The 24874-nt window shown below is 52.4% G+C and carries 24 protein-coding genes; 12 read left to right on the top strand and 12 right to left on the bottom strand.

All coding sequences use genetic code 11. The features are described from left to right. Window positions 1-17: 17 nt before the first annotated feature. The 3 genes from prs to lolB form a co-directional block, all read right to left on the bottom strand. Entirely contained in the window at window positions 18-965 is a 948-nt protein-coding gene (prs, locus tag SC127_RS20120; protein ID WP_006118899.1) for a ribose-phosphate diphosphokinase, read from the bottom strand. A gap of 125 nt (window positions 966-1090) precedes the next feature. Continuing rightward, the gene (gene ispE / locus SC127_RS20125; protein ID WP_243078110.1) at window positions 1091-1960 is read right to left on the bottom strand and encodes a 4-(cytidine 5'-diphospho)-2-C-methyl-D-erythritol kinase; all 870 of its coding nucleotides are present in this window, start codon (window positions 1958-1960) and stop codon (window positions 1091-1093) included. Continuing rightward, the gene (gene lolB, locus SC127_RS20130) at window positions 1957-2583 is read right to left on the bottom strand and encodes a lipoprotein insertase outer membrane protein LolB (RefSeq protein ID WP_332628251.1); all 627 of its coding nucleotides are present in this window, start codon (window positions 2581-2583) and stop codon (window positions 1957-1959) included. The genes ispE and lolB overlap by 4 nt, the downstream gene beginning before the upstream one ends. Before the next feature lie 216 nt (window positions 2584-2799). Here lolB and hemA point away from each other — a divergent pair, with 216 nt between their 5' ends. Genes hemA through kdsA form a run of 6 tightly spaced genes read left to right on the top strand, consistent with a single transcriptional unit; the run spans window position 2800 to window position 8112 of the window. Continuing rightward, window positions 2800-4056 (top strand): glutamyl-tRNA reductase, encoded by a 1257-nt coding sequence (hemA, locus tag SC127_RS20135; RefSeq protein ID WP_215846989.1) that lies wholly within the window; start codon window positions 2800-2802, stop codon window positions 4054-4056. Between the two features lie 42 nt (window positions 4057-4098). Further along, window positions 4099-5181 (top strand): peptide chain release factor 1, encoded by a 1083-nt coding sequence (prfA, locus tag SC127_RS20140; protein WP_215846988.1) that lies wholly within the window; start codon window positions 4099-4101, stop codon window positions 5179-5181. After that, window positions 5181-6014 carry a peptide chain release factor N(5)-glutamine methyltransferase gene (gene prmC, locus SC127_RS20145; protein WP_332627715.1) on the top strand — a complete coding sequence of 278 codons (834 nt, stop codon included), beginning with the start codon at window positions 5181-5183 and terminating at the stop codon, window positions 6012-6014. Before prfA ends, prmC begins: the two co-directional genes overlap by 1 nt. A 12-nt stretch (window positions 6015-6026) precedes the next feature. After that, window positions 6027-6425, top strand: a complete 399-nt coding sequence (locus SC127_RS20150) for a SirB2 family protein (protein WP_215846986.1) — start codon at window positions 6027-6029, stop codon at window positions 6423-6425. Beyond that, window positions 6422-7231, top strand: a complete 810-nt coding sequence (sirB1, locus tag SC127_RS20155; protein WP_215846985.1) for an invasion regulator SirB1 — start codon at window positions 6422-6424, stop codon at window positions 7229-7231. Before SC127_RS20150 ends, sirB1 begins: the two co-directional genes overlap by 4 nt. A 26-nt stretch (window positions 7232-7257) precedes the next feature. Continuing rightward, window positions 7258-8112 carry a 3-deoxy-8-phosphooctulonate synthase gene (kdsA, locus tag SC127_RS20160; RefSeq protein ID WP_243078107.1) on the top strand — a complete coding sequence of 285 codons (855 nt, stop codon included), beginning with the start codon at window positions 7258-7260 and terminating at the stop codon, window positions 8110-8112. Between the two features lie 76 nt (window positions 8113-8188). Here kdsA and chaA read toward each other — a convergent pair whose 3' ends face one another. Further along, complete coding sequence (gene chaA / locus SC127_RS20165) at window positions 8189-9280, bottom strand: sodium-potassium/proton antiporter ChaA (protein ID WP_215846984.1); 1092 nt, start codon at window positions 9278-9280, stop codon at window positions 8189-8191. A gap of 371 nt (window positions 9281-9651) precedes the next feature. On the opposite strand from chaA, the gene chaB reads away from it, so the two are divergent. Then, the gene (gene chaB, locus SC127_RS20170; protein WP_332627718.1) at window positions 9652-9882 is read left to right on the top strand and encodes a putative cation transport regulator ChaB; all 231 of its coding nucleotides are present in this window, start codon (window positions 9652-9654) and stop codon (window positions 9880-9882) included. Between the two features lie 216 nt (window positions 9883-10098). Then, complete coding sequence (locus SC127_RS20175; RefSeq protein WP_243078106.1) at window positions 10099-10776, top strand: gamma-glutamylcyclotransferase; 678 nt, start codon at window positions 10099-10101, stop codon at window positions 10774-10776. A gap of 164 nt (window positions 10777-10940) precedes the next feature. Here SC127_RS20175 and SC127_RS20180 read toward each other — a convergent pair whose 3' ends face one another. From SC127_RS20180 to SC127_RS20215, 8 genes are all read right to left on the bottom strand, one after another. Next, entirely contained in the window at window positions 10941-12383 is a 1443-nt protein-coding gene (locus SC127_RS20180) for a serine/threonine protein kinase (RefSeq protein WP_215846982.1), read from the bottom strand. Between the two features lie 43 nt (window positions 12384-12426). Then, the gene (locus tag SC127_RS20185) at window positions 12427-13380 is read right to left on the bottom strand and encodes a hypothetical protein (RefSeq protein ID WP_243078105.1); all 954 of its coding nucleotides are present in this window, start codon (window positions 13378-13380) and stop codon (window positions 12427-12429) included. Window positions 13381-13394: 14 nt separating this feature from the next. Further along, window positions 13395-14171 (bottom strand): PP2C family protein-serine/threonine phosphatase, encoded by a 777-nt coding sequence (locus SC127_RS20190; protein ID WP_215846980.1) that lies wholly within the window; start codon window positions 14169-14171, stop codon window positions 13395-13397. Next, entirely contained in the window at window positions 14168-15307 is a 1140-nt protein-coding gene (gene tagH, locus SC127_RS20195; protein WP_243078104.1) for a type VI secretion system-associated FHA domain protein TagH, read from the bottom strand. The genes SC127_RS20190 and tagH overlap by 4 nt, the downstream gene beginning before the upstream one ends. A 36-nt stretch (window positions 15308-15343) precedes the next feature. Then, complete coding sequence (tagF, locus tag SC127_RS20200; RefSeq protein ID WP_215846978.1) at window positions 15344-16042, bottom strand: type VI secretion system-associated protein TagF; 699 nt, start codon at window positions 16040-16042, stop codon at window positions 15344-15346. A 13-nt stretch (window positions 16043-16055) separates the two neighbouring features. Next, on the bottom strand, window positions 16056-18170 hold the full coding sequence (gene tssM / locus SC127_RS20205) for a type VI secretion system membrane subunit TssM (protein ID WP_243078103.1): 2115 nt from the start codon (window positions 18168-18170) through the stop codon (window positions 16056-16058). Continuing rightward, on the bottom strand, window positions 18170-19387 hold the full coding sequence (gene icmH / locus SC127_RS20210) for a type IVB secretion system protein IcmH/DotU (RefSeq protein WP_215846977.1): 1218 nt from the start codon (window positions 19385-19387) through the stop codon (window positions 18170-18172). The genes tssM and icmH overlap by 1 nt, the downstream gene beginning before the upstream one ends. Window positions 19388-19472: 85 nt before the next feature. Further along, on the bottom strand, window positions 19473-19964 hold the full coding sequence (locus tag SC127_RS20215; protein WP_243078102.1) for an SH3 domain-containing protein: 492 nt from the start codon (window positions 19962-19964) through the stop codon (window positions 19473-19475). A gap of 488 nt (window positions 19965-20452) precedes the next feature. On the opposite strand from SC127_RS20215, the gene SC127_RS20220 reads away from it, so the two are divergent. The 4 genes from SC127_RS20220 (at window position 20453) to SC127_RS20235 (ending at window position 24872) form a co-directional block, all read left to right on the top strand. Beyond that, window positions 20453-21676, top strand: a complete 1224-nt coding sequence (locus SC127_RS20220) for a nitrate regulatory protein (RefSeq protein WP_243078101.1) — start codon at window positions 20453-20455, stop codon at window positions 21674-21676. A gap of 262 nt (window positions 21677-21938) precedes the next feature. Then, the gene (locus SC127_RS20225; RefSeq protein WP_332628253.1) at window positions 21939-23189 is read left to right on the top strand and encodes a CmpA/NrtA family ABC transporter substrate-binding protein; all 1251 of its coding nucleotides are present in this window, start codon (window positions 21939-21941) and stop codon (window positions 23187-23189) included. Between the two features lie 11 nt (window positions 23190-23200). Continuing rightward, window positions 23201-24073, top strand: coding sequence for a nitrate ABC transporter permease (gene ntrB, locus SC127_RS20230; RefSeq protein WP_332627724.1), 873 nt, complete (start codon window positions 23201-23203; stop codon window positions 24071-24073). A 10-nt stretch (window positions 24074-24083) separates the two neighbouring features. Beyond that, window positions 24084-24872, top strand: coding sequence for an ABC transporter ATP-binding protein (locus SC127_RS20235; RefSeq protein WP_243078099.1), 789 nt, complete (start codon window positions 24084-24086; stop codon window positions 24870-24872). Window positions 24873-24874: the final 2 nt, after the last annotated feature.

Consider the following 24874-nt stretch of genomic DNA (forward strand, 5'->3'; position numbering starts at 1 on the left):
GCCCGGTTTAGCGAAGATTAATGCTCGAACATTGCCGAGATTGATTCTTCGTTACTGATGCGGCGAATCGCTTCGGCCAACATGCCAGACAAAGTCAGCGTACGGACGTTTGGCAGAGATTTCATCTCTTCAGACAGCGGAATGGTGTCGCAGACGATAACCTGATCGATCACTGATTTGCGCAGATTTTCCACCGCGTTGCCAGAGAAAATCGGGTGGGTAGCGTAAGCGAACACGCGTTTTGCGCCGCGTTCTTTTAATGCTTCAGCCGCTTTGCACAGCGTGCCGCCGGTGTCGATCATGTCGTCGACCAGCACGCAATCGCGGCCAGCAACGTCACCAATAATGTGCATAACCTGAGAAACGTTCGCGCGAGGGCGGCGTTTATCGATGATTGCCATATCGGTGTCGTTCAGCAGTTTGGCGATAGCGCGAGCACGCACTACGCCACCAATGTCCGGGGAAACCACAATCGGATTTTCCAGACCGATCTGCAGCATGTCTTCCAGCAGGATCGGGCTGCCAAATACGTTATCAACCGGGACGTCGAAGAAGCCCTGGATCTGCTCGGCGTGCAGGTCAACCGTTAGAACACGGTCAACTCCAACGCTGGAAAGGAAGTCTGCCACCACTTTGGCGGTGATCGGCACACGCGCAGAGCGCACACGGCGATCCTGACGGGCATAACCAAAGTAAGGAATGACTGCGGTAATACGACCAGCAGAAGCACGACGCAGCGCGTCGACCATCACAACCAGTTCCATCAAATTATCATTGGTTGGAGCACAGGTGGACTGGATGATGAAAATATCACCACCGCGTACATTTTCATTAATCTGTACGCTTACTTCACCATCACTGAAACGGCCAACTGCGGCGTCTCCCAGGCTGGTGTAAAGGCGGTTGGCAATACGTTGTGCTAGTTCCGGGGTGGCGTTACCAGCAAATAGCTTCATATCAGGCACGAGAAGAACCTCAGGCTTTGCGTCCAGAGAATGAACGTCATGACAGTAACCGGCGAATACAGTCATAGGCGTTCACACGGGTGTGTTAATGCGAAACGTGCAGTGTCTGGAACGTGGTGACACTGTCACGCAGTCGCTGGTCGCTCGGAAAGTGTACGCCGTAGCGGAGAGACATTAACACCTCTTGCTACAAAACCACGTACTCCTTTCGGAGCAAGTTCCAGCACCTGACGTGCGGCGGACTCGGTGTCAAATTCAGAAAACACGCAAGCACCGGTGCCAGTCAGGCGCGACGGCGCGTATTCTAGCAGCCAGGAAACAAGCTCATCAACCTCACGAAAACGTTTTCTTACCACTGCTTCACAATCATTGCTGAATGGAGCAGCTAAAAGCGCTGCTAAATCACGCACAGGCGTGTCACGCGTTAAGCCCGGATCATTGAACACTTCAGGCGTACCAATGCTGACGCCAGGATGTGCCACCAGATACCACTTTTCCTCAGGCTGGGCGGGCTGTAGCTGCTCACCCACGCCTTCAGCAAATGCAGCAAAACCTTCAACAAAAACCGGCACATCGGCACCTAATTGCAGGCCCAGTTTTGCCAGTTCGTCTGATGTTAAATTGCACTGCCATAAATAATTTAGCGCGACTAAAACTGTTGCCGCATTTGATGAGCCACCCCCTAAACCGCCGCCCATCGGTAACGTTTTCTCAATACTGATTCGCGCACCAGCCTGAGCAAGCAGTGGATTTGATGTCTCTGCAGCCTGTTTGAGCAGTTTAGCGGCCCGCACAATGAGGTTCTGCTCATCGGACACACCCGCAACCGGCGTCAATAAGCTGATGTTGCCGCTTTGGTCAGGTTCGATATGCAGTGTGTCACCATAATCAAGAAACTGAAACAGCGTTTGCAGGTTGTGATAGCCGTCAGGACGACGGCCAGTGATGTAAAGAAACAGATTCAGTTTTGCCGGAGCAGGCCAGGTAGTGATCATTGAACGGTCCAGCTGTCCATGCGCAATTTAATGCGTTGGTCGCCTTCTTTCAGCTCCAGATTAGCCGGCAGCGGTGGCGTGACCTTGCTGTCGTAATCCGAGATAGTGACCTGCCATTGTTGCCCATCACGACTGTAGTTAAGGCTGCTTAGCTGATACTGGTCGTTCAACTGATACGCTGTGCTGTCACCCGGTAAACCCATCATCCACTGACGCAGGTTAGCCAGCGGAATATCCATACCGGTTAATTGCGAAATCATTTTTTCAGCGTCAGTGCTGACGTAACGTTTGCCTTTGTTATCCACTAATTGCACCACCGAACCTTGCGCATCAAGCTGCAATTCAGTGCTGCCCAGCGGATTGGTTAACAGCAAGCGATAGCGATCGGGTGCGGTTTGCTGCCAGTTAAAACGGGCGTAGACTTTTTGCTTGTCCGATAAATAAGCAAACGCGCCGCGCGTCTGGTAATGCGTCACTTTTGTGACCGCTTGCTGATGCTGTTGCCACTGTGGCGCGGTAACGCTTGGCCCCGGACCTTGTTGCGGTTTGTTAACGCTACAGGCGGCCAGTAATACGCTGGCAAGGGGTAAAAGGCGCAACAGATTGCGTGGGGAATTAAGCATCAAGTGGTCATCTCCTCAGACACGTTTTTAATTCGTAACGGATAACGCTAACCATCCGCATTTAAGCAGTCAATGCTGTTATACGCGAAATTGCATACCTTCAGGTTAATCTTATTACAGTCATAGGCTTTGTATGGCTTTTCTTGATCTGTTGCATCTTGTAGAATGCGCCTCACAAAACCCTGACATTATTGGGACATCCCAACTCAAATCACCATGACGCTGCTCGCACTTGGAATCAATCACAAAACTGCCCCCATTGCTCTGCGCGAACGTGTATCGTTCGGGCCGGAGACGCTGGAGCAGGCTTTAAATAGCTTGCTCTCTCAGCCAATGGTGCAGAGCGGCGTGGTATTGTCGACCTGCAATCGTACCGAACTTTACCTGAGTGTAGAGCAGCAGGTTGACCTCCAGGAGCGTTTGGTGAGCTGGCTGTGTGAGTACCATCAGCTGGATGAGGATGACGTGCGCAACAGCCTTTACTGGCATCATGGCAACGAAGCGGTGAGTCATTTAATGCGCGTTGCCAGCGGTCTTGATTCGCTGGTGCTGGGTGAACCACAAATTTTGGGGCAGGTTAAAAAAGCCTTTGCTGATTCTCAGCGCGGTCATGCACTGAGCAGTGAGCTGGAGCGCATGTTCCAGAAAACCTTCTCTGTTGCCAAACGCGTGCGTACTGAAACGGAAATTGGTGCTAATGCCGTTTCTGTGGCTTTCGCTGCCTGTACGCTGGCACGCCAAATTTTCGAGTCCCTTTCAACGGTCAATGTGCTGCTGGTTGGCGCAGGTGAAACCATTGAGCTGGTGGCGCGCCATCTGCGTGAGCATCAGGTTAAAAAATTAATTATCGCTAACCGTACCCGCGAGCGTGCTGAAACGCTGGCCGCGGAAGTGGGCGCGGAAGTCATTAGCCTGGCAGACATTGATTCACGCCTGGCCGAAGCTGACATTATTATCTCTTCCACTTCCAGTCCGCTGCCGATTATCGGTAAAGGCATGGTGGAACGTGCGCTGAAAGCGCGTCGTAACCAACCGATGTTACTGGTCGACATTGCCGTTCCACGTGATGTCGAACCGGAAGTGGGTAAACTGGCCAACGCCTACCTTTATAGCGTAGACGACCTCCAGGCGATCATTGAGCAGAACCTGGCGCAGCGCAAAGCAGCGGCAGTTCAGGCTGAAAGCATCGTGGTGCAGGAGAGTGGCGAATTTATGGCCTGGCTGCGTGCACAAGGCGCAGTTAACACGATTCGCGAATACCGTTCACAGGCGGAAGACATTCGCGCTGAGCTAGAAGGCCGCGCATTGCAGGCCTTGCAGCAAGGTGCCGATCCGCAGAAAGTCATGCAGGAACTGGCGCATAAACTGACAAATCGCCTGATTCACGCACCAACCAAATCTCTTCAGCAGGCCGCCCGCGACGGCGATTCAGAACGCCTGCAGATTCTTCGCGACAGCCTGGGTCTCGAGTAGACAACTGGCTGTTGCCACCTGTTACGGGAATCCCACATTTAAATGAAAACCTCAATTGTTGCCAAACTGGAAGCGCTGCAGGAGCGCCACGAAGAAGTGGAAGCTATGCTGGGCAACGCGGCTGTGATTGCCGATCAGGATCGTTTCCGTGCGCTTTCGCGCGAATATGCACAACTCAGTGATGTCACTCGCTGCTTCCGTGAATGGCAGCAGGTGCAAGAAGATATTGAAACCGCCAAAATGCTGCTCGACGATCCCGAAATGCGCGATATGGCACAGGAAGAGTTGCAGCAGGCGCGTGAGCAAAGTGAAACGCTGGAACAGCAGCTGCAAGTCTTGCTGCTCCCGAAAGATCCCGATGATGAACGCGCCTGTTTTGTTGAAGTCCGTGCAGGCACGGGCGGCGATGAAGCCGCGATCTTTGCTGGCGATCTGTTTCGTATGTACAGCCGCTACGCCGAAGCGCGTCGCTGGCGCGTAGAGATTGTCAGCGCCAACGAAGGCGAGCATGGCGGCTATAAAGAAGTGATTGCTCGCTTCATTGGTGAAGGCGCCTATGGCCGGCTGAAATTTGAATCAGGTGGTCATCGTGTGCAACGCGTCCCAGAAACCGAATCACAAGGGCGTATTCATACTTCAGCCTGTACCGTGGCGGTGATGCCGGAATTGCCAGAAGAAGAGATGCCAGAAATCAACGCGGGCGATCTGAAAATTGATACTTTCCGCTCGTCGGGTGCGGGCGGTCAGCACGTCAACACCACCGATTCTGCGATTCGTATTACTCACTTGCCAACCGGCATTGTTGTGGAGTGTCAGGACGAGCGTTCACAGCATAAAAACAAAGCCAAAGCACTGGCGGTGTTGGGTGCCCGTATTCACGCGGCAGAGATGGCAAAGCGTCATGCGGTAGAAGCCAATACGCGTCGCAACCTGTTGGGCAGTGGCGATCGTTCTGACCGAATCCGCACCTATAACTTTCCTCAAGGGCGCGTCACCGATCATCGTATCAACCTGACAATTTATCGTTTGGATGAAACCATGGAAGGCAAACTGGAAAGTCTGATTGAGCCTATCGTGCAGGAATATCAGGCAGATCAGTTGGCGGCGCTGGCTGGTCAGGATTAATGGATATTCGTCACTGGCTAAAACACGCGATTGCGACCTTATGCGGGGGTGACAGCCCAAAGCGCGATGCAGAGATTCTGCTGAGTTTTGTCACCGGCAAATCGCGGAGTTGGCTGATGGCATTTGATGAAACGTTGCTTAACGACCAACAGCTTACACAATTGGACGCGTTACTGCTGCGTCGAGCGCAGGGTGAACCGGTAGCGCATCTGATTGGCGAGCGAGAATTCTGGTCGCTGCCTTTGCGCGTCAACGATGCGACCTTGATTCCGCGCCCGGATACCGAAATTCTGGTTGAGCAGGCGCTAGTGCGTCTACCGGCTACGCCTTCTCGCATACTCGATCTTGGCACCGGCACCGGCGCGATTGCTCTGGCGATAGCCAGCGAACGTCCCGACTGTCAGGTGGTAGGCGTAGATCGTATCGAAGCGGCCGTGGAGCTGGCGCAGCTTAATGCCGAACAGCTCGGACTTTCTAATGCTTCGTTTTCGCTGAGTCACTGGTTCCGCGACCTTGCCCCCAGCCGTTTCGATCTTATCGTTAGCAATCCACCTTATATCGATGCCAATGATATCCATCTCGGACAGGGCGATGTGCGCTTTGAGCCGCGCAGCGCCTTGGTGGCAGAGGAAGCGGGATTAGCTGATTTAAGAACGTTGATTGAACAAGCCCCGCATTGGATAGTCGCGGGCGGCTGGTTGCTGTTGGAACATGGCTGGCAGCAGGAACACGCGGTGCGCCAGTTGATGATTGAAAACGGTTATCAAGCCGTGGCAACGGCAAATGATTATGGCGGTAATCCGCGCGTGACCTTTGGTCAACTAGCAAATTAACAAGGAACTGACATGTTTGCTTATTATCCTCTGATCAAACATTTACACCTGCTCACGGTGGCGATCACTATCACACTTTTCCTGTTGCGTTTTTACTGGCAACGCAGCAGTTCTGCCATGATGATGCGCCGCTGGGTACGCATTCTGCCGCACGTTAATGACACTTTGCTGCTCATTACGGGCGTCATGTTAGTTATGATCACCCATTTTTACCCTTTTTCTCCGCAAGGAAGCTGGCTGACTGAGAAGCTATTAGGGGTTATCATCTACATCGCCTTAGCTTCCGTGGCACTGAGTCGTCGTCCGCGAACTGACCGCACCCGCTGGATCGCCTTTATTGTGGCGTTAATCGCGCTGGTGATAGTCATCAAGCTGGCGGTAACCAAAATGCCGTTATTGGGGATCGTATGACCGCCACCGAACAATTAGATTATAGCCAGACGCCGCTGTGTGAAGCGGTGATTGGTGCCACGCTTGCCATCCGCGCCGATTTCCCGGCGTTGTCAGTGGAAGCGCAATTGGCGGCCTTAGTGGCTGAAGCACGCGAGTATGTCAGCTGCGAAAAAGATGCCGATTTGCAACTCGAAAAGCTGCTTGAACTGTTTTATCGCCAATGGGGATTTGGCGGGGCAAGCGGCATATACAATCTTTCAGATGCGCTGTGGTTAGATAACGTACTGAAAACGCGTCAGGGTACAGCGGTGTCGCTGGGCGTCATTCTGCTGCACATCGCTGCTGAGTTAGAACTGCCGCTGATGCCGGTTATTTTTCCAACCCAGCTTATTCTGCGTGCCGACTGGATTGATGGTGACAAATGGCTGATCAATCCTTTCAATGGCGAAACGCTGGATAAACATACGCTTGAAGTGTGGTTAAAAGGCAATATCAGCCCAACCGCACGTCTGTATGACGATGATCTGGACGGCGCGAAAACAGTCAGCGTAATGCGCAAGATGCTCGATACGTTGAAAGCTGCATTGATGGAAGAGAAGCAGATGGAGCTGGCGCTGAATGTGAGCCAGGTTCTGCTGCGTATTGATCCTGATGATCCTTATGAAATTCGCGATCGCGGTTTGATCTACGCGCAGCTCGAGTGCGAACATATCGCGCTCACTGATTTAACGTACTTCGTTGAACAGTGTCCTGAAGATCCGGTTAGCGAAATGATTAAAGTTCAGATACACGCAATTGAACAAAAACAAGTGACGCTGCATTAAGGCGCCTTCACAGATAAGGAAAGGGCATGACACAGAAAGTCGTGAGTATTGGTGATATCAAGGTTGCAAACGATCTGCCGTTTGTACTGTTTGGTGGTATGAACGTGCTGGAATCACGCGATCTCGCCATGCGCATCTGCGAGCACTACGTAAAAGTGACCGAAAAACTCGGCATTCCTTACGTGTTCAAAGCTTCTTTTGATAAAGCGAACCGTTCATCTATTCACTCTTATCGTGGCCCAGGCCTTGAAGAGGGCATGAAGATTTTCCAGGAGCTGAAGCAGACCTTTGGCGTGAAAATCATCACAGATGTGCATGAAGCTTCACAAGCGCAGCCGGTTGCGGATGTGGTTGATGTTATTCAGTTGCCGGCATTCCTGGCGCGTCAAACCGATCTGGTTGAAGCGATGGCGAAAACCGGTGCCGTTATCAACGTGAAAAAACCGCAGTTCGTCAGCCCGAGCCAGATGGGTAATATCGTTGATAAATTTGCGGAAGGCGGCAACGATAAAGTGATTCTTTGCGATCGCGGCAGCAACTTCGGTTACGACAATCTTGTGGTCGACATGTTGGGCTTTAACGTGATGAAAAAAGTCACCAACAACAGCCCGGTGATTTTCGACGTCACGCATGCGCTGCAAACACGCGATCCGTTTGGTGCTGCTTCAGGTGGACGTCGTGCGCAGGTTGCTGAGCTGGCTCGCGCGGGTATGGCGGTTGGCATTGCAGGTTTGTTCATTGAATCGCATCCTGATCCCGCTAACGCGCTGTGCGATGGCCCATCAGCGCTGCCGCTCGACAAACTTGAGCCGTTCCTGGCGCAGATGAAAGCGATTGATGAGCTGGTAAAAAGTTTCCCGGAACTCGACACCAGTAAGTAATTAGCCGAAAAAAAGAAAAAAGAGCGAGAAATCGCTCTTTTTTTTTGCGCTGAATAAGCTGCATCAGTCGGCTGAATTACAACATGATGGTAATCAGATAACCGGCAAACAGCGCCAGATGTGCTGCACCGTTCAACACGTTTGTGCGGCCGGTGGAGAAGGAGATCTGACACAGAATCAGTGATGCCATCATGATCACCATTTGCGGTGGCTCAAGTCCAAATATCAGATCCTGGCCGGTCAACGTAGCAATGATGGTTACCGCTGGAACGGTTAACGAAATAGTCGCCAGGACTGAGCCAAAGAAGAGATTCATGGCTCGCTGCACCTGATTCATCAACACCGCTTTGATTGCGCCTAAACCTTCCGGCGACAAAATTAACAGCGCCACCAGGAAACCGGTGAACTGCTGCGGTGCATTCCACTCTGAAAGTAAATACTCCAGCGTGTTGGCATTCATTTTGGTCACGGCAATCACGGCGATTAAATGGACGATCAACCATCCTGTATGCCAAACGTTGCTGTGTGCGGACGGTTTACCATGACTTGGGTCGCCATCGTCGCTGTCATCTTCATGTTCATAGACAAACAGACTTTGATGCGTCTTGGTTTGAATCAGCAAAAATACGCCATACATCGCCGCAGAAATGGCGGCAATAATCAGCGCTTGCGTCGTAGTAAAGTTACCGCCTGGCAGGGCATTGGGAAAGACCAACACCAAAATAGCCAGCGGAAAAATCGCAATCAAATATTGTTTAACGCCCGCCAGATTCACATATTGGGTAGCAAATTTGCGCCCACCCAGCAGTAAGGCAAAACCTACCAATCCACCGGTGACAATCATGACGATTGAATAGAGCGTATCGCGCATCAATCCGGGTGCTGCGTCGCCCGTTGCCATCAATGCCGAAATTAAACTCACCTCAAGGATCACCACCGACAAGCTGAGAATCAGTGATCCATAAGGTTCACCCAAGCGATGCGCAAGCACGTCGGCATGTCGTACTACGCTAAAAGCACTACTTAAAATAGCAATCAGCGCCAACAAGTTAATGCCAATAACGATTGGCATTGAAGTTTGTCCACTAAAAAAATAGAGGACACCCAGCGTGATGAGGGGAAATATCAGCCAGAATTCCTTGTGACGCGTTTTCTCATGTGTTGGCATTCACCATCCTCTTAAGCTGTTCAAATAGACGGAACGTGTTAGCGCACCCGTAAAATATAATGAAAATAATCAACTTAACCAGTTTAACTTTTAACCGTCATAAGATGTAAATATTTACTGGTTTTTACTTTAAGCAATAATTTTGTTAAAACGGAATTAAGAAGCTGTTATCTGATTTTAGTGATTATTAATCAGCAGGATGTGATTCTGCTATTTACACTTATCAATCGATTAATCCTCTTGTTTAAGGTGGATTAATGCGTTTTATCTCGTTTAAATTTCGTTTAATAAGCTAAGGTCGTATTAACTCAAGTTTGAGATTTTCCCAACTTCGACCAAACTTAAAGTCGGTGTTAAACACAGGAGGAGTTATGCCTTACCGTAGCCGAAGTGGATTACCGGACAGCGTTAAGCATGTGCTACCCGCACATGCGCAAGATATCTATCAAGAGGCGTTTAATAGCGCTTGGTCGCAATACAAAGATGAAGAGGATCGTCGCGGCGATGACTCGCGAGAAGAGGTGGCGCATAAAGTTGCCTGGTCAGCCGTGAAAAAAGAGTACGAAAAAGGTGAAGATAATAAGTGGCATCCCAAGCATTGAGTGCTCATTCCCTTCGGGGCCAGAAAAATCTGGCCCTTTTTTATTTTTTTCCCAAAAGGTTCGCCTTCTTTTTTTATCTTGTGAGCACCATCACGCTTGTAACCCTCAATAAAAATGAATTACTGTCGTTTTATAGAACGAAGCGCGAGATCGCTTTAGGTCAGCACAAGAGGTGAGTCATTCAGACAGGACGTCAAACGTGTCGAGGAGGTCAGATTGTTAACTCGGGAATTTTTATTAAAAGCGGATTGTAAAACGTCGTTCGGTGATATCGAAGAGACGTTGTTATGGAGTTGCGAGCAGCGTGCGGCTTCACTGGCGGCCACACTGGCATGCCGTCCCGATCACAGCCCGGTATGGATCTTCGGCTACGGCTCTCTGATGTGGAACCCTATTTTTGAAGCGGATGAAGTCGCATCCGGTTCACTGGAAGGCTGGCATCGCGCCTTTTGCCTGCGTTTGATTGCGGGGCGCGGAACATCAAGTCATCCCGGTCGCATGTTAGCGCTGAAAGAGGGCGGCAAAACCAGCGGATTGGCCTTTCGTTTGCCGGAAGCACGCCTGCATGAAGAGCTGGCGTTGCTGTGGAAGCGCGAGATGATTACCGGTTGCTATTTGCCAACCTGGTGCGAACTCGCTTTGGATGATGGTCGTAGCGTAACGGCGTTGGCGTTTATCATGGATCCGCGTCATCCACTGTATGAATCCGATTCTTGCCCGGATGCGATTGCCCCCTTAATTGCCGCCGCGACTGGGCCGCTCGGCTCCAATGCGCAATACCTGTTTTCACTGGAGCAGGAGTTGGCAAAGCGCGGGATGGAAGAGGAAAACTTGAGTCGGCTGGCGCATCAGGTGCGGGCGCTGCAATCTTGTTGCAATCAGGCGCAAGGATAACTGACCGTTTGCGTGTGCTGCCCGGTTGACTGAATCAGGAAATTGTTTGGTTAAAGAGGGCGATAATGCTTCCGTTTAAGAAAAACTCGCCTGAAGAGTAAAGCGCCAACGAGTCGGCGATTTACTCTGCATCAGGCAAGCTTTTTTCACTAAAAGGTTAAGCGTTAATTTCCTGGGTTAATTAACCAAGTGCCTGGTTTATCAATGGTCAGAGATTGCGTGTGCGTGATGTTGCCTGCATGCACTTCCAGGCGATATTGGCCCGCAGCCAGATTCAATGCCGCAAAACCGCTGCTTCCCGGCTTCACTTCAAGCGGTTGACCATTCAACACGATGCTTTCACCATTCCCCAGCTTGAGATAAACCGTGGCCAAAGCGACAGGCACGGCGGCAACGCTGCTGGAGGCTGGCGAGTTTGCCGAGGTCGTTGGCGCTACGGATGTGTTCTCAGCCACTGGGGCAACGCTGCGCTTATTCACCATCCATGTTACGGCAATGACAGCCAGCAATGCCACGCCAGCGATGCCTAACAAACCCGGCGACAGGCGACGAACGTTGCGAGGCGTGACCGGCTCAATGATGGATGCGCCGTGATTGACCGCCATCACCACCGGTTCAGGTGCGTCAACGGGCTCTTCAGCCACCACTACCGGCGCAGGCGGCATATCCGCCGCAGCTTGCAGGCTGTTAACCACGGCTTCAACGTCGCTGACCGGCAAGTCGATCAGGGCAGCGAATGCATCTACGCTCTGCGGACGATCGCCTGGCTTCATCGCTAATGCGCAATCTACCGCGTGCAACAGCGACAGCGAAAAACCTTCCAGCTTGCGCTCAACCAACGGGAGATAGTTATCTTCAATGCAGCGTACTACGCTCACCGGTGGCGGATTACCGGTAATCAGGCTGTGTAACACCGCGCCCAGCGCATAGATATCGGTCCAGGGACCTTGTTCCACTTCGCCTTCTTCACTGTATTGCTCTATCGGCGCAAAGCCGGGTTTGAGCATAATCTCGGTTTCATCCGATAAATTGCCAATCTCTTTGCGCGCTGATCCAAAGTCGAGCAACACCGGCAATTGATTATCTTGAATCTGGATATTATCGAGCGAAATATCACGGTGAAGATAACCCGCCTGATGAATGGTATTAATGGCGCCTAACAGCGGCGGCAACAGGCGGCGAATCCAGGCTTCCGAAATCGATTCAGGGCTGGTTGTCTGCCACTCTTTGAGCGTCATGCCGCTGTAATAGAGCGTGCCCATATACGCGGTGCCGTTCTCTTCCCAAAAGCGCAAAACGTGCAGCAAGCCGGGATGATTAAAACGCGCCAGCAGACGAGCTTCCTGAATAAAGCTGTTCAGTCCGGCATTAAATAATTTTTGAAAACGCTCGCCACGCAGTTCAAGTGACAAATCCGTGGCGCGTTGCGCCAGTGAAACCGGCATGTATTCTTTGATTGCGATGGTGCGTTCTAACTGATGATCCCATGCGCGGTAGACAATGCCGAAACCGCCACCACCAATCACTTCCTTGATCTCAAACTCATTAAACCGGTAACCGTCAGGCAGAGCATTCGGAACCATTTTTTGATTATCATTAGCCGACATAGTGAACTCTCTGAACACGCCTGTTCGCCAGGCTGCGCGGTAATTAATTGATGTTACGCCAGGCACCGATGGCCGGATCAACCAGATCCGCGTGCAGGGTGTCGATGAGTAACACATTCACTTTTTGCTGTGGCATAAAATGCGGCCCCCAAAGGGCACGCAAGGTTTCAACTCGCGATTTCACCGCGTTGGCGTCTTGCTCTGCAGTACTCTTTTCCATCTTCACCAATAAGGTGCCATTAAAGCGCCAGAGATGCTGTTTTGCATCAAAGGGCAAAATCAACCAGCTATCGGTAGCATCCGGACGCGTAACTATCATGCGTTGATTATTGGCGGAGACCACCTCTAACGGACTGCCGCTAATGGATAAATTAGCGATCGGGTAACCTTGATAAAACGTAACCGGCACATTCACGGACTTTCCTGTTCCCGCCAGGGTCAACTCACTTTTGCCTTCTACCCAGCCGTCTGGTGAACACTGCTGTTTGCGGACATCAGGAATAAACATCGATTCTGCATTATCATCCCACGCGGTGCGAAAATGACAGCCGCTGGGCAGATCAAAGTGCTGCAATGGCGTGCTGTCAGCCGGACGCGATAAATCGAGTGGGGCGGCATTGCTGTCGCTGGCGCTCGTGGTGGCATCAGCCATGACAATGGGGCGCCAGTTTTGTAATTTGCTGGCGCTGCCGCTGGCTAAAACGCCGCCATCTTTGTCCGTCATTTGCCACGGCACAACATCAAGCGTGCCGCATTGGTTAGCTAACAGCGTGCCAACACGCGGTAAAAAAGTGGTAAGAACCGCCGAATCTTTGCTCTTACCCGAAACGATGCGCAACGGCAGCGTCTCTTTACACCAGTCGTCAGGCGCTTTGCTCACCACATTATCGATATAGACTTCCAGTGCCAGGCTGGGCGAATAAACCACACGATAATTTTCCGCCTGCACGTTAAAGGCAATCAGCAGGGTGGCAATGCCGGGCAACCACAATTTCATATGAATCCTTGGAATCAATAACGAGGCGGCAGAAAACGAGCCGAATCAGCCAGCGAATAGAGCAAGGTGGCCTCTTGAGGCTCACCAATCCAAACAGCCAAAGCACTGAGATTATCTTTTTTAACGCTACGGCTCACCGCGCCTTCCATCAGCGCCAACCACTCTTCGCAAGCGTTAACCATGCGTAACGCTTGTTCCATCTCATTGGTGGTCAGGTTAAGCCAAAACCCATCGGTGCAGACTAAAAAGGCGTCACCATCTTCAAGCTGAATTTCATCAGAAAAACTCACCGGACGAGACGGGGCTGCACCGAGCGCATTATAGAGTAAATTACTGTTAATGCCGGTATTTTCATAGCCTGCTTCTTTGAGCTGTTGCGCCAGACTGTGGTCACGCGTCACCTGATGTAGCATGCCGTGACGAAAGTGATAAACCCGGCTGTCACCTGCATGCGCCCACCATGCGCGCTGTTGTTCACGGTCAATAAACAGGACCGCAAGCGTGGTGCTCATGCGTGAAAATTTCGGATTTTTTCCTTGGGCTTCATGCAGTAATGCCCGACAGTGTTCAACGGCTCGCTGGGTAAACGCCGGCGAAAAATCTTCACACGCTTTGAGTTGATTGATCAGGCTATCACGCACCAGTTGGGCCGCTTTGTCACCGCCAGGTAAACCAGCAACACCGTCGCACACCACAAAGCAGGCTTTACTGTCGTCGAGTTCAGCACCGGTACGATCCTGATTTTCATCGCGTAAACCCTGCTGGCAGCGGCTGGCAAAAACGATTTTCATGCTTCATCCACTCGCGTCTGAGAATCTTTGTACTGGTTGACTTCCATGTCATAGGCATGAAGAAAGGCTTCGCCAAACAAGGTGTGGAAGTCATCTTCAATTTCGCCTGCGGTGCGCTGATAGTTACGCATGAAATAGTCCCACAGCGCGGCTTTTTTGAGGGTGGAGAATGGCAGCTTCGGCAACATACCATCAACGCGCGCTTGTTCTTCCAAACGTTGCGGATTAAAGGATTGCAGCATGGCGGCAATAATGGCGCGAATACCGGCTATCATGCCAAGCTGGTGCGCCTGCAAATCCACCAGCGCATCGCGCACCGCCTGTTCCGGCGGCATAAAACCAGGCATCTGGCTTTGATACATTTGCATCAAAACGGTTTTACCTGAGGGCAAAATTTTGAAGGGATTATTGGCCTCGTTGAGGATCATCGTCATGTCAGCTTTCACGCCGCGCTTAAGAATAGAGCGCGATGACATTAAGGCAACGGTACCTTGCGAAAACAGGCTTAACATACGGCCGGTAATGCGCATCTGTTCCTCATCAATCGGCGTAGCATGGCCGTTGTTCAAACCCATGCCTTCCAGCAGCGCGGCGATCAGTTTGTCTTGATCGTAAGGCTGCGTATGAGACTGACGCTGCGGTTCATTCGTTTGGGGATCAATTGCCAGACGTGCGTCGCTGTGGCGCTCATGACGTGTAGGGCTGCTCTCCGTTTCCACCGCCAAGGCATCGACATCATGCTGTTCACCAATGCCCAATGGATTGGTGAGTTGCGCAGCTTCAGCGCTGAAGAATGCCAGCGGATCGTCTTTGCTTTCATGACTGCGTGCAGGATCGCGCACTTCCAAAGCATATTCGCCAATACGCAGCGCATCACCGTGCTTGAGATGCACCTGCATTCCGCGACCCAGCGTGACACCGTTATGTTCAACCGGCGTGACGCTGCCTTGATTGGTCAGACGGCACTCGCCTTCGTTGGAGAGGTGCACCAACGCCTGTAAACGTGAAATTGCCCGCGATTCATCAGGCAAGACCAGATCGTTATCCTGACTGCGTCCAATAGTCCCACCGGGCGGAAGGAACGCCACGGTTTTCATCGGAACCTCTGTAGTGCATTGCACAATGGTAAATTGCATGGGTCATCCCGTATTGAAGGGCAAACGCAACCGGCCTCATTCAAACATTGGTGGATAAAGGCCATTACGTCCCGGCTGTGCACCTGCCGCCGGGTTAAAGAGTAACGAAAACAGATCTGCAGTCAGGTTGCCGCTGTGCTTGTGAGTGGCATGCACGAAACCATCACTGCGATTACTCCACCAGTAACTCATGTGCTGCTGGGGATCGAAACGTTCCGCCACTTCACGCCAGCTGAGCGTGCAGGGCAGATCCTGAAAACCAATCACATCCATGATGTCTGACGGCTGCTTTACCGGCACCAGCAACGGGGGCAAGCGTTGAATATGCTGCTCTAGCTGTTCAGCATTCAGCGGCTGTTGTACCGCCTGTAGCAAGGTCGCGCCGAGATCCTGAAACCAGTCACCGGAAATAGTCAGCTGCGCCGGGTGCCATTGATTCAGTGAAAAGCTGTGCAGCGCCACCAGCGGCCAGGCGCGGCCCACGCGATCGCACGAGGGCAATAAACACCCCATCTGAATCTGCTGCCTGCCCGGCGTTATTGGCAAAACAAAATTCCACACCGGTGCGCGCAAAAAAGCCGCGCAGTTGGCATTTTCTTGCATATGCCACTGTATCAAACCCTGCTGAAACCAGTGGCTCCAGGGCGTGATGTGCTTCTCGCTGAGTCGATGATGTAGAAAGTCGCCTGTTGAAGGCAACTTGCCATACCAGCCGGGAACAGTATACGCAGCCATGTTCACCTCACCATTACTCGCTATGCAGGGTCAATCGCTCTCCAACGCGCAAAGGCGTTACGGCAAGCGTATTGCTATCGTGACCCGCATTTTTCAGATTTTCCGCAAGTTTACGCATCATCAATGCGTTATCGCGCGCATAAGGCGAAGATTGAATTTGCTGATCCAGCAACTGACTCAGATGCCAGTCAAGCTGCTGTAAATCACGGGCGCTGACATTATTGGGCAGCGTGCGTTGCAAATTCTGTAACAGCCAGGCGCGCAGAAATTCTCCATCATAATTACGCGGCTCATAAAGCATTTGATAGGCGCGTAATGCATTTCGGCTATAGGTATTGTCATCGCCTGGATCGCTACGCAGCAGATTCGTTACCTGCTGAGCCACACGCGGCAGCAGTAAAGACTTAAGCGCATTTTGATAAAGCACCCACGCGGCGTCACTCACTTGCGTACCGCGAAATAAGCCAACCCGCATAGTAAGCGGCGGATTATCGAGAGAAAACTTATCCGACAGCGGCAGCTTCACCAGGCTATTTAGAAAGGGTAGCAGATCGAAAATATTATCGGCTGGCTGATGAATCACTTGCTGACTTTGTTGGATAATTGGCGCGACGCGCGTTTCCACCAGCTGCAAGTAGTGCTGATTTTGATAATAGCTGAGTGACCACAATCCAGACAAAATCAGTAAGGCTCCCGCCAGCACGCCGTAGCCAATCCAGTGGAAAAGTTGGTTGCGGTATTCCCAGTGGCGGTTGCTGCCAGCCAAACCGCTCTCTCTAAAGATCAATGTGCTGAGCAGATCGCGAATAAAGAAGCTCTGGCCTTTGTTACCGGGAATAGGGCTGCTGCGATTGACGCTATCCCAGGCCGCAATTGAATGATCGCCTGGCTGGCGCAGTTGCAGCTTGCGGCTCAACTCCCCCATGACACGATCAAACGGCAAGCCTTCCTGGGTGCCGCTGGTAAAGAACAGGCCGCGCGGACTCCACGCGACGGCATCTTTATGATCGGAAAAAACAATATCGAGATATTCATTCAGTAAAGGGCGCAGTGAAGCGAATTCTTGCGGAAACAAGAAAGATTCAGCCCGCTGATTCAGATCGCGCTCTTGCGCCATATGCTGCGCTAATTGCTGCTGAAGCTGTTGCTCAAGACGGTGATATTGCTGCGAGAAATTGGCGTGCCAGTCATCCTTGTTCGGCTTGCCCAATTCCCAGTTAAAGGTAAAGCCCCAGATAGCGTCACGTTGTGACTTGTCGATAGCGCCAAAAAAGCTCATAAAGCCTTTCAGCAAATCGGTCTTTGTCACCATCACATAAACAGGAAAATGAATGCCTGTATGTTGATGCAATTCCGCCATGCGTTCACGTAGCGCCGTTGCCTGAGCAAAACGCGCTTCAGCAGAGTCACTCAACAGATCGGCGACGCTGATAGTCATGATCACACCGTTAATCGGTTGTCGGGTGCGATAGCGCTTCAGTAAATTGATAAAGCTGCGCCATTCGCTGGCATCACGAGCGCGCTGACTCTCCTGCAGGGCATAACGTCCAGCGGTATCGATTAACACTGCGCTATCGGTAAACCACCAGTCACAGTTGCGCGTGCCACCCACGCCGCGAATCGCGTTTTTGCCAAAACTGTCAGTCAGGGGAAATTCCAGGCCCGCATTTAACAATGCGGTGGTTTTACCGGCGCCTGGCGCGCCCATGACTAAATACCACGGCAACTGATAAAGATAGTTGGCGCTGACTCTGGATAGCCAACTGCCGCGCTGGCGACGGCCAAACTGGGCGCGTTTTAACTGCGTCGCCGCGTCACTAAAGCGTTGGTTGAGCAACTCTTCCGTAATCTGGCGTTCAGCCGGATCGTCGCTGTCTGAAAGCTGCAGTTGCGTCAGTAATCGGCTATTGAACCAGGCACGATACAAGGACGGAAGCAGTTGAAACAGCACCCATAAGACGATCAGCGCGCCGACAGTTAATTGACGATTCAGCGCGGGTTCCAGCGGGCGCGTATCACCCCATACCCAGAGCGGGCCAAGCATCCATAGCAGACAGCTCAGCGCGGTTACGCCAATAAAACTCCACAGCAGCCGATGAGTTAAAAGCAAGCGAACGGAAGCGCGCATTATTGAGCTCCTTGATGATTACTGAGCGTTTCGGGCGCGGCAAACAAGGTAATTTCAACGCGACGGTTGCGGGTGCGGTTTTCACTGCTGTCATTGGGCAACAGCGGATCGCTGTCACCGCGGCCTTCAGAACGAATGACGTGTCCATCGGCGAGTTGAACCTGCATTAATTGCGTCACTGCACGAGCGCGGGCGAAAGAAAATTCATAACTTGAGGCGAAACGGCTGTTGTCGACCGGACGATCGTCAGTGAACACCGACACCAAAATCGTTCCTTTCACGTCCTTCATCGCTGCGGAAACACGCGCCAGCAAGGCACGACCCACAGGATTGATTGCCGTGCCTTCGGCGGCAAATAGCTTGTCAGCAGGAATAATCACTTTACTGCCGAACGCGCCATCGCTGACTTCCAGCTGACCGGCAGCAATGACATCATTAAGACGCTGGCGCAAATCCAGCAGCGCCTGAGGTGAAGAAGGGCGGCGACCTACCGTAATTTGCGGCAAAGGCGTCTGATAGATAGCGCGCAGCAATGGCTCAGCAGCGTTGCCTAATCGCCAGTTCAGGCCGCTGTATATCAGGCAGGCGATTAATGCCACCAAGGTGGCGCAGGCCCAGAGCGGCACCATCGGACGTGCCAATGTGCTGACCAGCGGGTGCACCACCACTAACGGTGCAGGTGTCACGCTACGCTGCGCACGGGTTTCATCGATTAAGGTTGCCAGACGTTTGCGAATGCCTTCGCATTGGGCGCGGCCACTCTCATTACCGCGATAGCGGCCTTCATAACCAAGTAACAGGCAATAATGCACCACTTCCAGTAGCCAAAGATGTTGCTGTGGACTTTGAGAGATGCGCGAAAGCAGCTGGAAAAATTTTTCACCACCCCAGCTTTCGTTATGAAATGTCACCAGCATGCCGTTGCCGGACCAGACGCCGCGCGTACCCCAAGGCGTTTGCGCCGCCGCCTCATCCAATGCGCTGCACAGGCAGTATCGCGCGCCAATGATCATCTCAAAGGGCAAGCCGGCTTGTTTACAGCGCTGTTCAAACTGACGAATTTCATCGATAAGTGACTGGCGTAGACCGGCAGGATCGTCATGCGTAGCCGCCTGACGAATTTGCACTACAGCGTTCAGCAAAGGCGCTGCAGCATTCAGTAATAGATTCTCATTGCCTGAGGTAGTTGCCTCACGCGCAGGGGATTCCACAGTCATTAATATGTGTTCTTCCAGCCAATGGCAAATCCCTGAACTCGCAGACCAGGGCGGTGCTGCGGGCAATATGCGCCGGATTCCATGTTTAGTCTAAGATCCAGGTCGCGGTATCGTTAGTGCGACAGGCTTTACTTGCGCCGCCAACAGCAACGCAGACTTGTTTTGTCTTACGTGGACGCGGACGATCGCTACGTACGGTCGCCTCATAACGGCTGCTTTCCACGCCTGATTTCAATGGGACATAGCCAATCATTGGGCCGTCGGCTTCATCGGCGATGGCAAGCCAGTTGTTTTCCACGCTGCCTAACACTTCAAAAGGTTTACCACTTTCCAGATAACGCACCACTTTGCCGCCGTAATCTGGGGTGGTCATCACAGATGCGCTATATAAAGCGCGCCAGGTTTGATTAACTGGCTCAAATTCCTTCGGTGCTAACACGGCGTGTCGATGTACCAATTTAACGTTGTTAACGACGCTGGTGACCAACGTATCATCGGTGACAGGGGGCGGCGGAGCCTTACAACCAGCCAAAGCCAACACTGCCAACAGCGTTAACGCGAAACTCTTTTTCACCATGTTCGTCGTGATCCCATCAAAGTATCTGCATATTGCCCGGCATCATGCAGTTGTTCGCCGAGGCTGGCTTTGCGCCGTGATTAAAATTGCCGGTTAAAAAAACGGCCAACTTACATTGAGGTAGTGCCGCCCTCAGTCTACCTAAGACTTTTGAGAATTCAAACCATTGCGCACCTCATCGATGCGTGTTAACGCGGGGGCCTTTAGGTAAACGAAGGCGCAAAAAAAACGCTGTAGTTTGTGATAGTTAAATCGAATTAAATGATTAACGTCATAAAGGAAGCAATGATAGTGGAACCTATCCTGTCACGCACCGCTTATCTTGGAAACTATTAAGTTTTTCTAATTACTTGTTAACAGAAATCTTAACGTCTTTCACTTAATTTTCTCATCAAAATCAGAATTTCCGGGGTAACGGCGATCTCACTCTTTTAATAAAGCGGCATGGCTTTTGCTTGAATTGAACTTTACGCGATGAGGGTTGGGCGATGACGGATGCGCTGAAGTACCTGCAAGCTTCATGTGAAAGTGATATTGCCAGCCTGCAACGCTTGCTGCGTACCGGCCAGTTACTGGCTGCTGTGAGCGAATTAGTACATCAACTGCAGCGAGAACGTGGCGCAAGTAATATCTGGATCTGCTCACAGGGAAAACTGTTCGCGCAAGAGCGGCGGGCGCGCGAGCAGGATGTGATTCAGTGCCAGCACGCTTTTTACCAGGTTTTACCGCCTGCGCTGGCGCAACCGGGTTACAGCCGGATGTTTATGCTGATTGCGGCGACTTTACAGGCGTTAAACGATCTCCCGACGCTTCGCCTTCAACTTTCTGATCAGCAATTGAGTCACGCGCAGGCGATGTCCGCGTTTAATCACATTATTCGCAGCTTATTAAATCTGGTGTTTGAAGCCGCTGACACCGCCAGCCATCCCGAAATTTCACGCGCGTTGATCGCATTGTTCAGTTTTATGCAGGGAAAAGAGCTGGCGGGCCAGGAGCGTGCAACCGGTTCGGCAGGATTCACCGTAGGGCAATTTAGCGCGGAGCAGCGTCGCTGCATGGTGGCGCTGATTGATGCGCAAGAGCAGAGTTTCGCAACCTTCAGCCAGTTTGCAGATGTCGACGCGCTGGCTTGCTGGCAACCGCTGGCGCAGGCCAGCCGTGAAATCGAGCGTTTACGGCGCATCGCCTGCACCGGCGGTCAAAGCGAAGAGACGGGTGCGCTGAACTGGTTTTCGCTGCTGTCGGTTCGTATCGATCACATGAAACGCATAGAAGATCATTTATCGGCCACGTTAATGACGCGCTGCCGTGAAGCTATTGCCGTCGCAAAATTACAGGCGGAAGCCCCACTCAAGGTGGCGCAAGGTGACAGCAGTTTTGCCCTGTATGTTTCCGGCGCTGACTGGCTCAATGGCGAAGCCGCAACCCTGAACAGCGATGGATTAGCGCCGCAATTAGGACGTTCGGTATTGTCAATGATTGGCGAACAGGCTCAGCGTTTACGCAATCAGGCTGAGGAACTGGCTTCAATGCGTGCCACGCTGGATGAGCGAAAAATTATCGATCAGGCCAAAAGCTGGTTGATGCAGCAGCACGGTCACAGTGAAGAGTCTGCGTGGCAGGCGCTGCGTAAAAGCGCCATGAATCAAAACAAACGCATCCTGGACATCGCTAATGCCGTGCTGGCTGTGGCGGCCACGTTAAAGGGGTAACTCAAAGGAGGTAGTTGCACAAAGCCTGTGCGTAGAGTGCGTCAGCAGGGTGCAAATTTGTGTGATTTTCCATCAGTTGTGATGGAAAAGCCTTGCCAGCTGGCTTTCAACACATTGGCACAGGCTTTGCTTTACCTTACAGACAATGCGCATTTGTTTCGCCAACGGCGGTGAAGCGAGTGCTTTGGATAAAGGCGTCCATCCGCGTGCTACGGCATGTCGGAGGACGCCTTTTTTTATTTCATTTTTTCAGGTGCCAATGATGAGCAAAACGCCTTTTTCACTCTCACGCCGTCAGTTGTTATTGGCTGGAGCCGCAGTAGGTGGCAGCTATTTATTGCCAGGTTTGCATCATGCCGCCTGGGCGGCGGGATCGGATGCACCCGAAAAAACCACGGTGCGCGTCGGTTTTATTCCACTCACCGACTGTGCGCCGGTCGTTATGGCATCGTTGAAAGGTTTCGATAAGAAATATGGCATTACGCTGCAGGTCAGCAAAGAAGCCAGCTGGGCTGCGGTGCGCGACAAGCTCACATCGGGTGAACTGGATGCCGCGCATGTGCTTTACGGCATGCTTTATGGCCTGCAACTGGGTGTCGCAGGACCGCAGCACGACATGGCTAACCTGATGACACTCAACAACAACGGTCAGGCGATAACCCTCTCTAACCAGTTGAAAGCGCAAAACGTAACGGATGCCGCCAGCCTGAAAAAAGCCATCGATGCTAAAGCCAAGGGCAGCTACACCTTCGCCCACACGTTTCCCACCAGCACTCACGCCATGTGGCTCTATTACTGGCTGGCGAATGCCGGTATCGACCCATTTGAAGATGTGCGCACCGTTGTCGTGCCGCCACCGCAAATGGTGATGAACATGAAGATTGGCAACATGAGCGGCTACTGCGTCGGTGAACCCTGGAACCAGCGTGCCATCAGCGACAACATTGGTTTTACCGCCGTGACCAGCCAGCAGATCTGGCCAGATCACCCGGAAAAAGTGCTTGGAACACGTGCGCAATGGGTCACTGAAAATCCGAATACCGCTCGCGCGCTAACCGCGGCCGTGCTGGAAGCGGCTCGCTGGATCGACGCTTCAGACGATAACCGCCGTGAAACCGTCAAGGCGTTGGCGGGGCGCGCATGGATCAACACCAAAGTCGAGACGCTGGAAGGCCGGATGCTTGGCCACTACGAAAACGGTTTGGGACAAACCTGGCAAGATGCTCACGCCATGCGTTTCTTCCACGATGGCAGCGTCAACTTCCCCTATTTATCAGACGGCATGTGGTTCCTGACGCAGATGAAGCGTTGGGGCCTGGTGAAAACTGATCCCGATTATCTGGCCGTGGCACGCAAAATCAACCGCATAGATATCTACAAGCAGGCCGCCAGCGCGGTCGGTAACGTCACGCTGCCCGCCAGCGAGATGCGCAGCAGTACTTTCATTGACGGCAAAGTGTGGGATGGAACCGATCCTGCCGCTTACGCCGCCAGCTTTGCCATCAAACGTTAACAGAGGTTGTCATGAAAACTGAAGCTCGCGCCCTGGCGCAACCTGTGAAAACAGAGAGTAGCGCAACCATTATTCCGCTACAGATTGCCCCTAAAGCGGCGGCTAAACCGGCCCGTCTGCGTCCACTGCTAGAGCGTGTCATCCCTGCGCTGAGCGGTATGCTGCTGCTGGGTTTGGTGTGGCAAATCGCCGCCTTGTCGAGCCAGGGTTTTCCCACGCCGTATGCAACCTGGCAGGCGGCACAAACGCTGTTCGCCGATCCGTTCTATAACAACGGCCCGAACGATCAGGGTATCGGCTGGAACGTGCTCGCGTCACTGCAACGTGTCGCCATTGGCTTTGGGCTGGCTGCGCTGGTGGGCATTCCCGCCGGTTTTCTGCTGGGGCGCTTTACCTTTATGTCACGCATGTTCAATCCAATTATTGCGCTGCTGCGCCCGGTGAGTCCGCTGGCGTGGTTGCCGATTGGCCTGCTGTTATTTCAACGCGCTGAACCCGCTTCCAGCTGGACCATTTTTATCTGCTCTATTTGGCCAATGATCCTCAACACCGCCGAAGGTGTGCAGCGTATTCCGCAGGATTACCTCAACGTTGCACGGGTTTTGCAACTCTCCGAATGGACGGTGATGCGTCGCATTTTACTGCCTGCGGTGTTACCGGCGGTATTAACCGGCGTGCGCCTGTCTATTGGTATCGCCTGGCTGGTGATTGTCGCCGCTGAAATGCTAACCGGCGGCCTGGGCATCGGTTTCTGGATCTGGAATGAATGGAACAACCTCAACGTGGAAAACATCCTGATCGCCATCCTGATTATCGGTGTGGTTGGGTTGCTGCTGGAGCAGGGCTTGATGCTGCTGGTCCGTCGTTTTAGCTGGGAAAAATAAGGGGATCGCCATGCAACATATCATTCGCGTACAGCAGGTCAGCCAGCGCTTTAACACATCTGGCGGCGATTTCCTCGCGCTCGATAACGTCAGTTTTGACATCCGCGAAGGAGAAACCTTGAGCCTGATCGGCCATTCCGGCTGTGGCAAATCTACTTTGTTGAATTTGATCGCCGGGCTAACGCGCCCCAGCAGCGGCGTGTTGTTGTGTGATAACCGTGAAATCACCGGTCCCGGCCCAGAGCGTGCGGTGGTATTCCAAAACCATTCCTTGCTGCCGTGGTTAACCACCTACCAAAACGTCGAGCTGGCGGTAAAGCAGGTATTCAAAGGCAAGATGAGCAAAGCGGAAATCAGCGACTGGATCGAGCACAACCTCAATCGCGTGCAGATGAGCCATGCGATGCACAAACGTCCGGGCGAAATCTCTGGCGGCATGAAACAGCGTGTAGGCATTGCACGCGCCTTAGCGATGAAGCCGCGCGTGTTGCTGCTTGATGAACCTTTTGGCGCGCTGGATGCATTAACCCGTGCCCATTTGCAGGACAGCGTGATGCGCATCCAGCAAGAGTTGAATACCACCATTGTACTGATCACCCACGACGTAGATGAAGCGGTGCTGCTGTCGGATCGCGTGCTGATGATGACCAACGGACCTGCGGCGCACGTGGGCGATATGCTCGATATCGACTTGCCGCGTCCGCGTTCACGCGTCGCGCTGGCTGACGAGCCGCGTTATCACCAGCTGCGCCAGAAGATCTTGCACTTCCTCTACGAAAAACAGACCACTGCGGCGTGAGG

It is taken from the genome of Pantoea sp. T14 (genome assembly GCF_036663535.1).
Taxonomy (GTDB): domain Bacteria; phylum Pseudomonadota; class Gammaproteobacteria; order Enterobacterales; family Enterobacteriaceae; genus Pantoea; species Pantoea phytostimulans.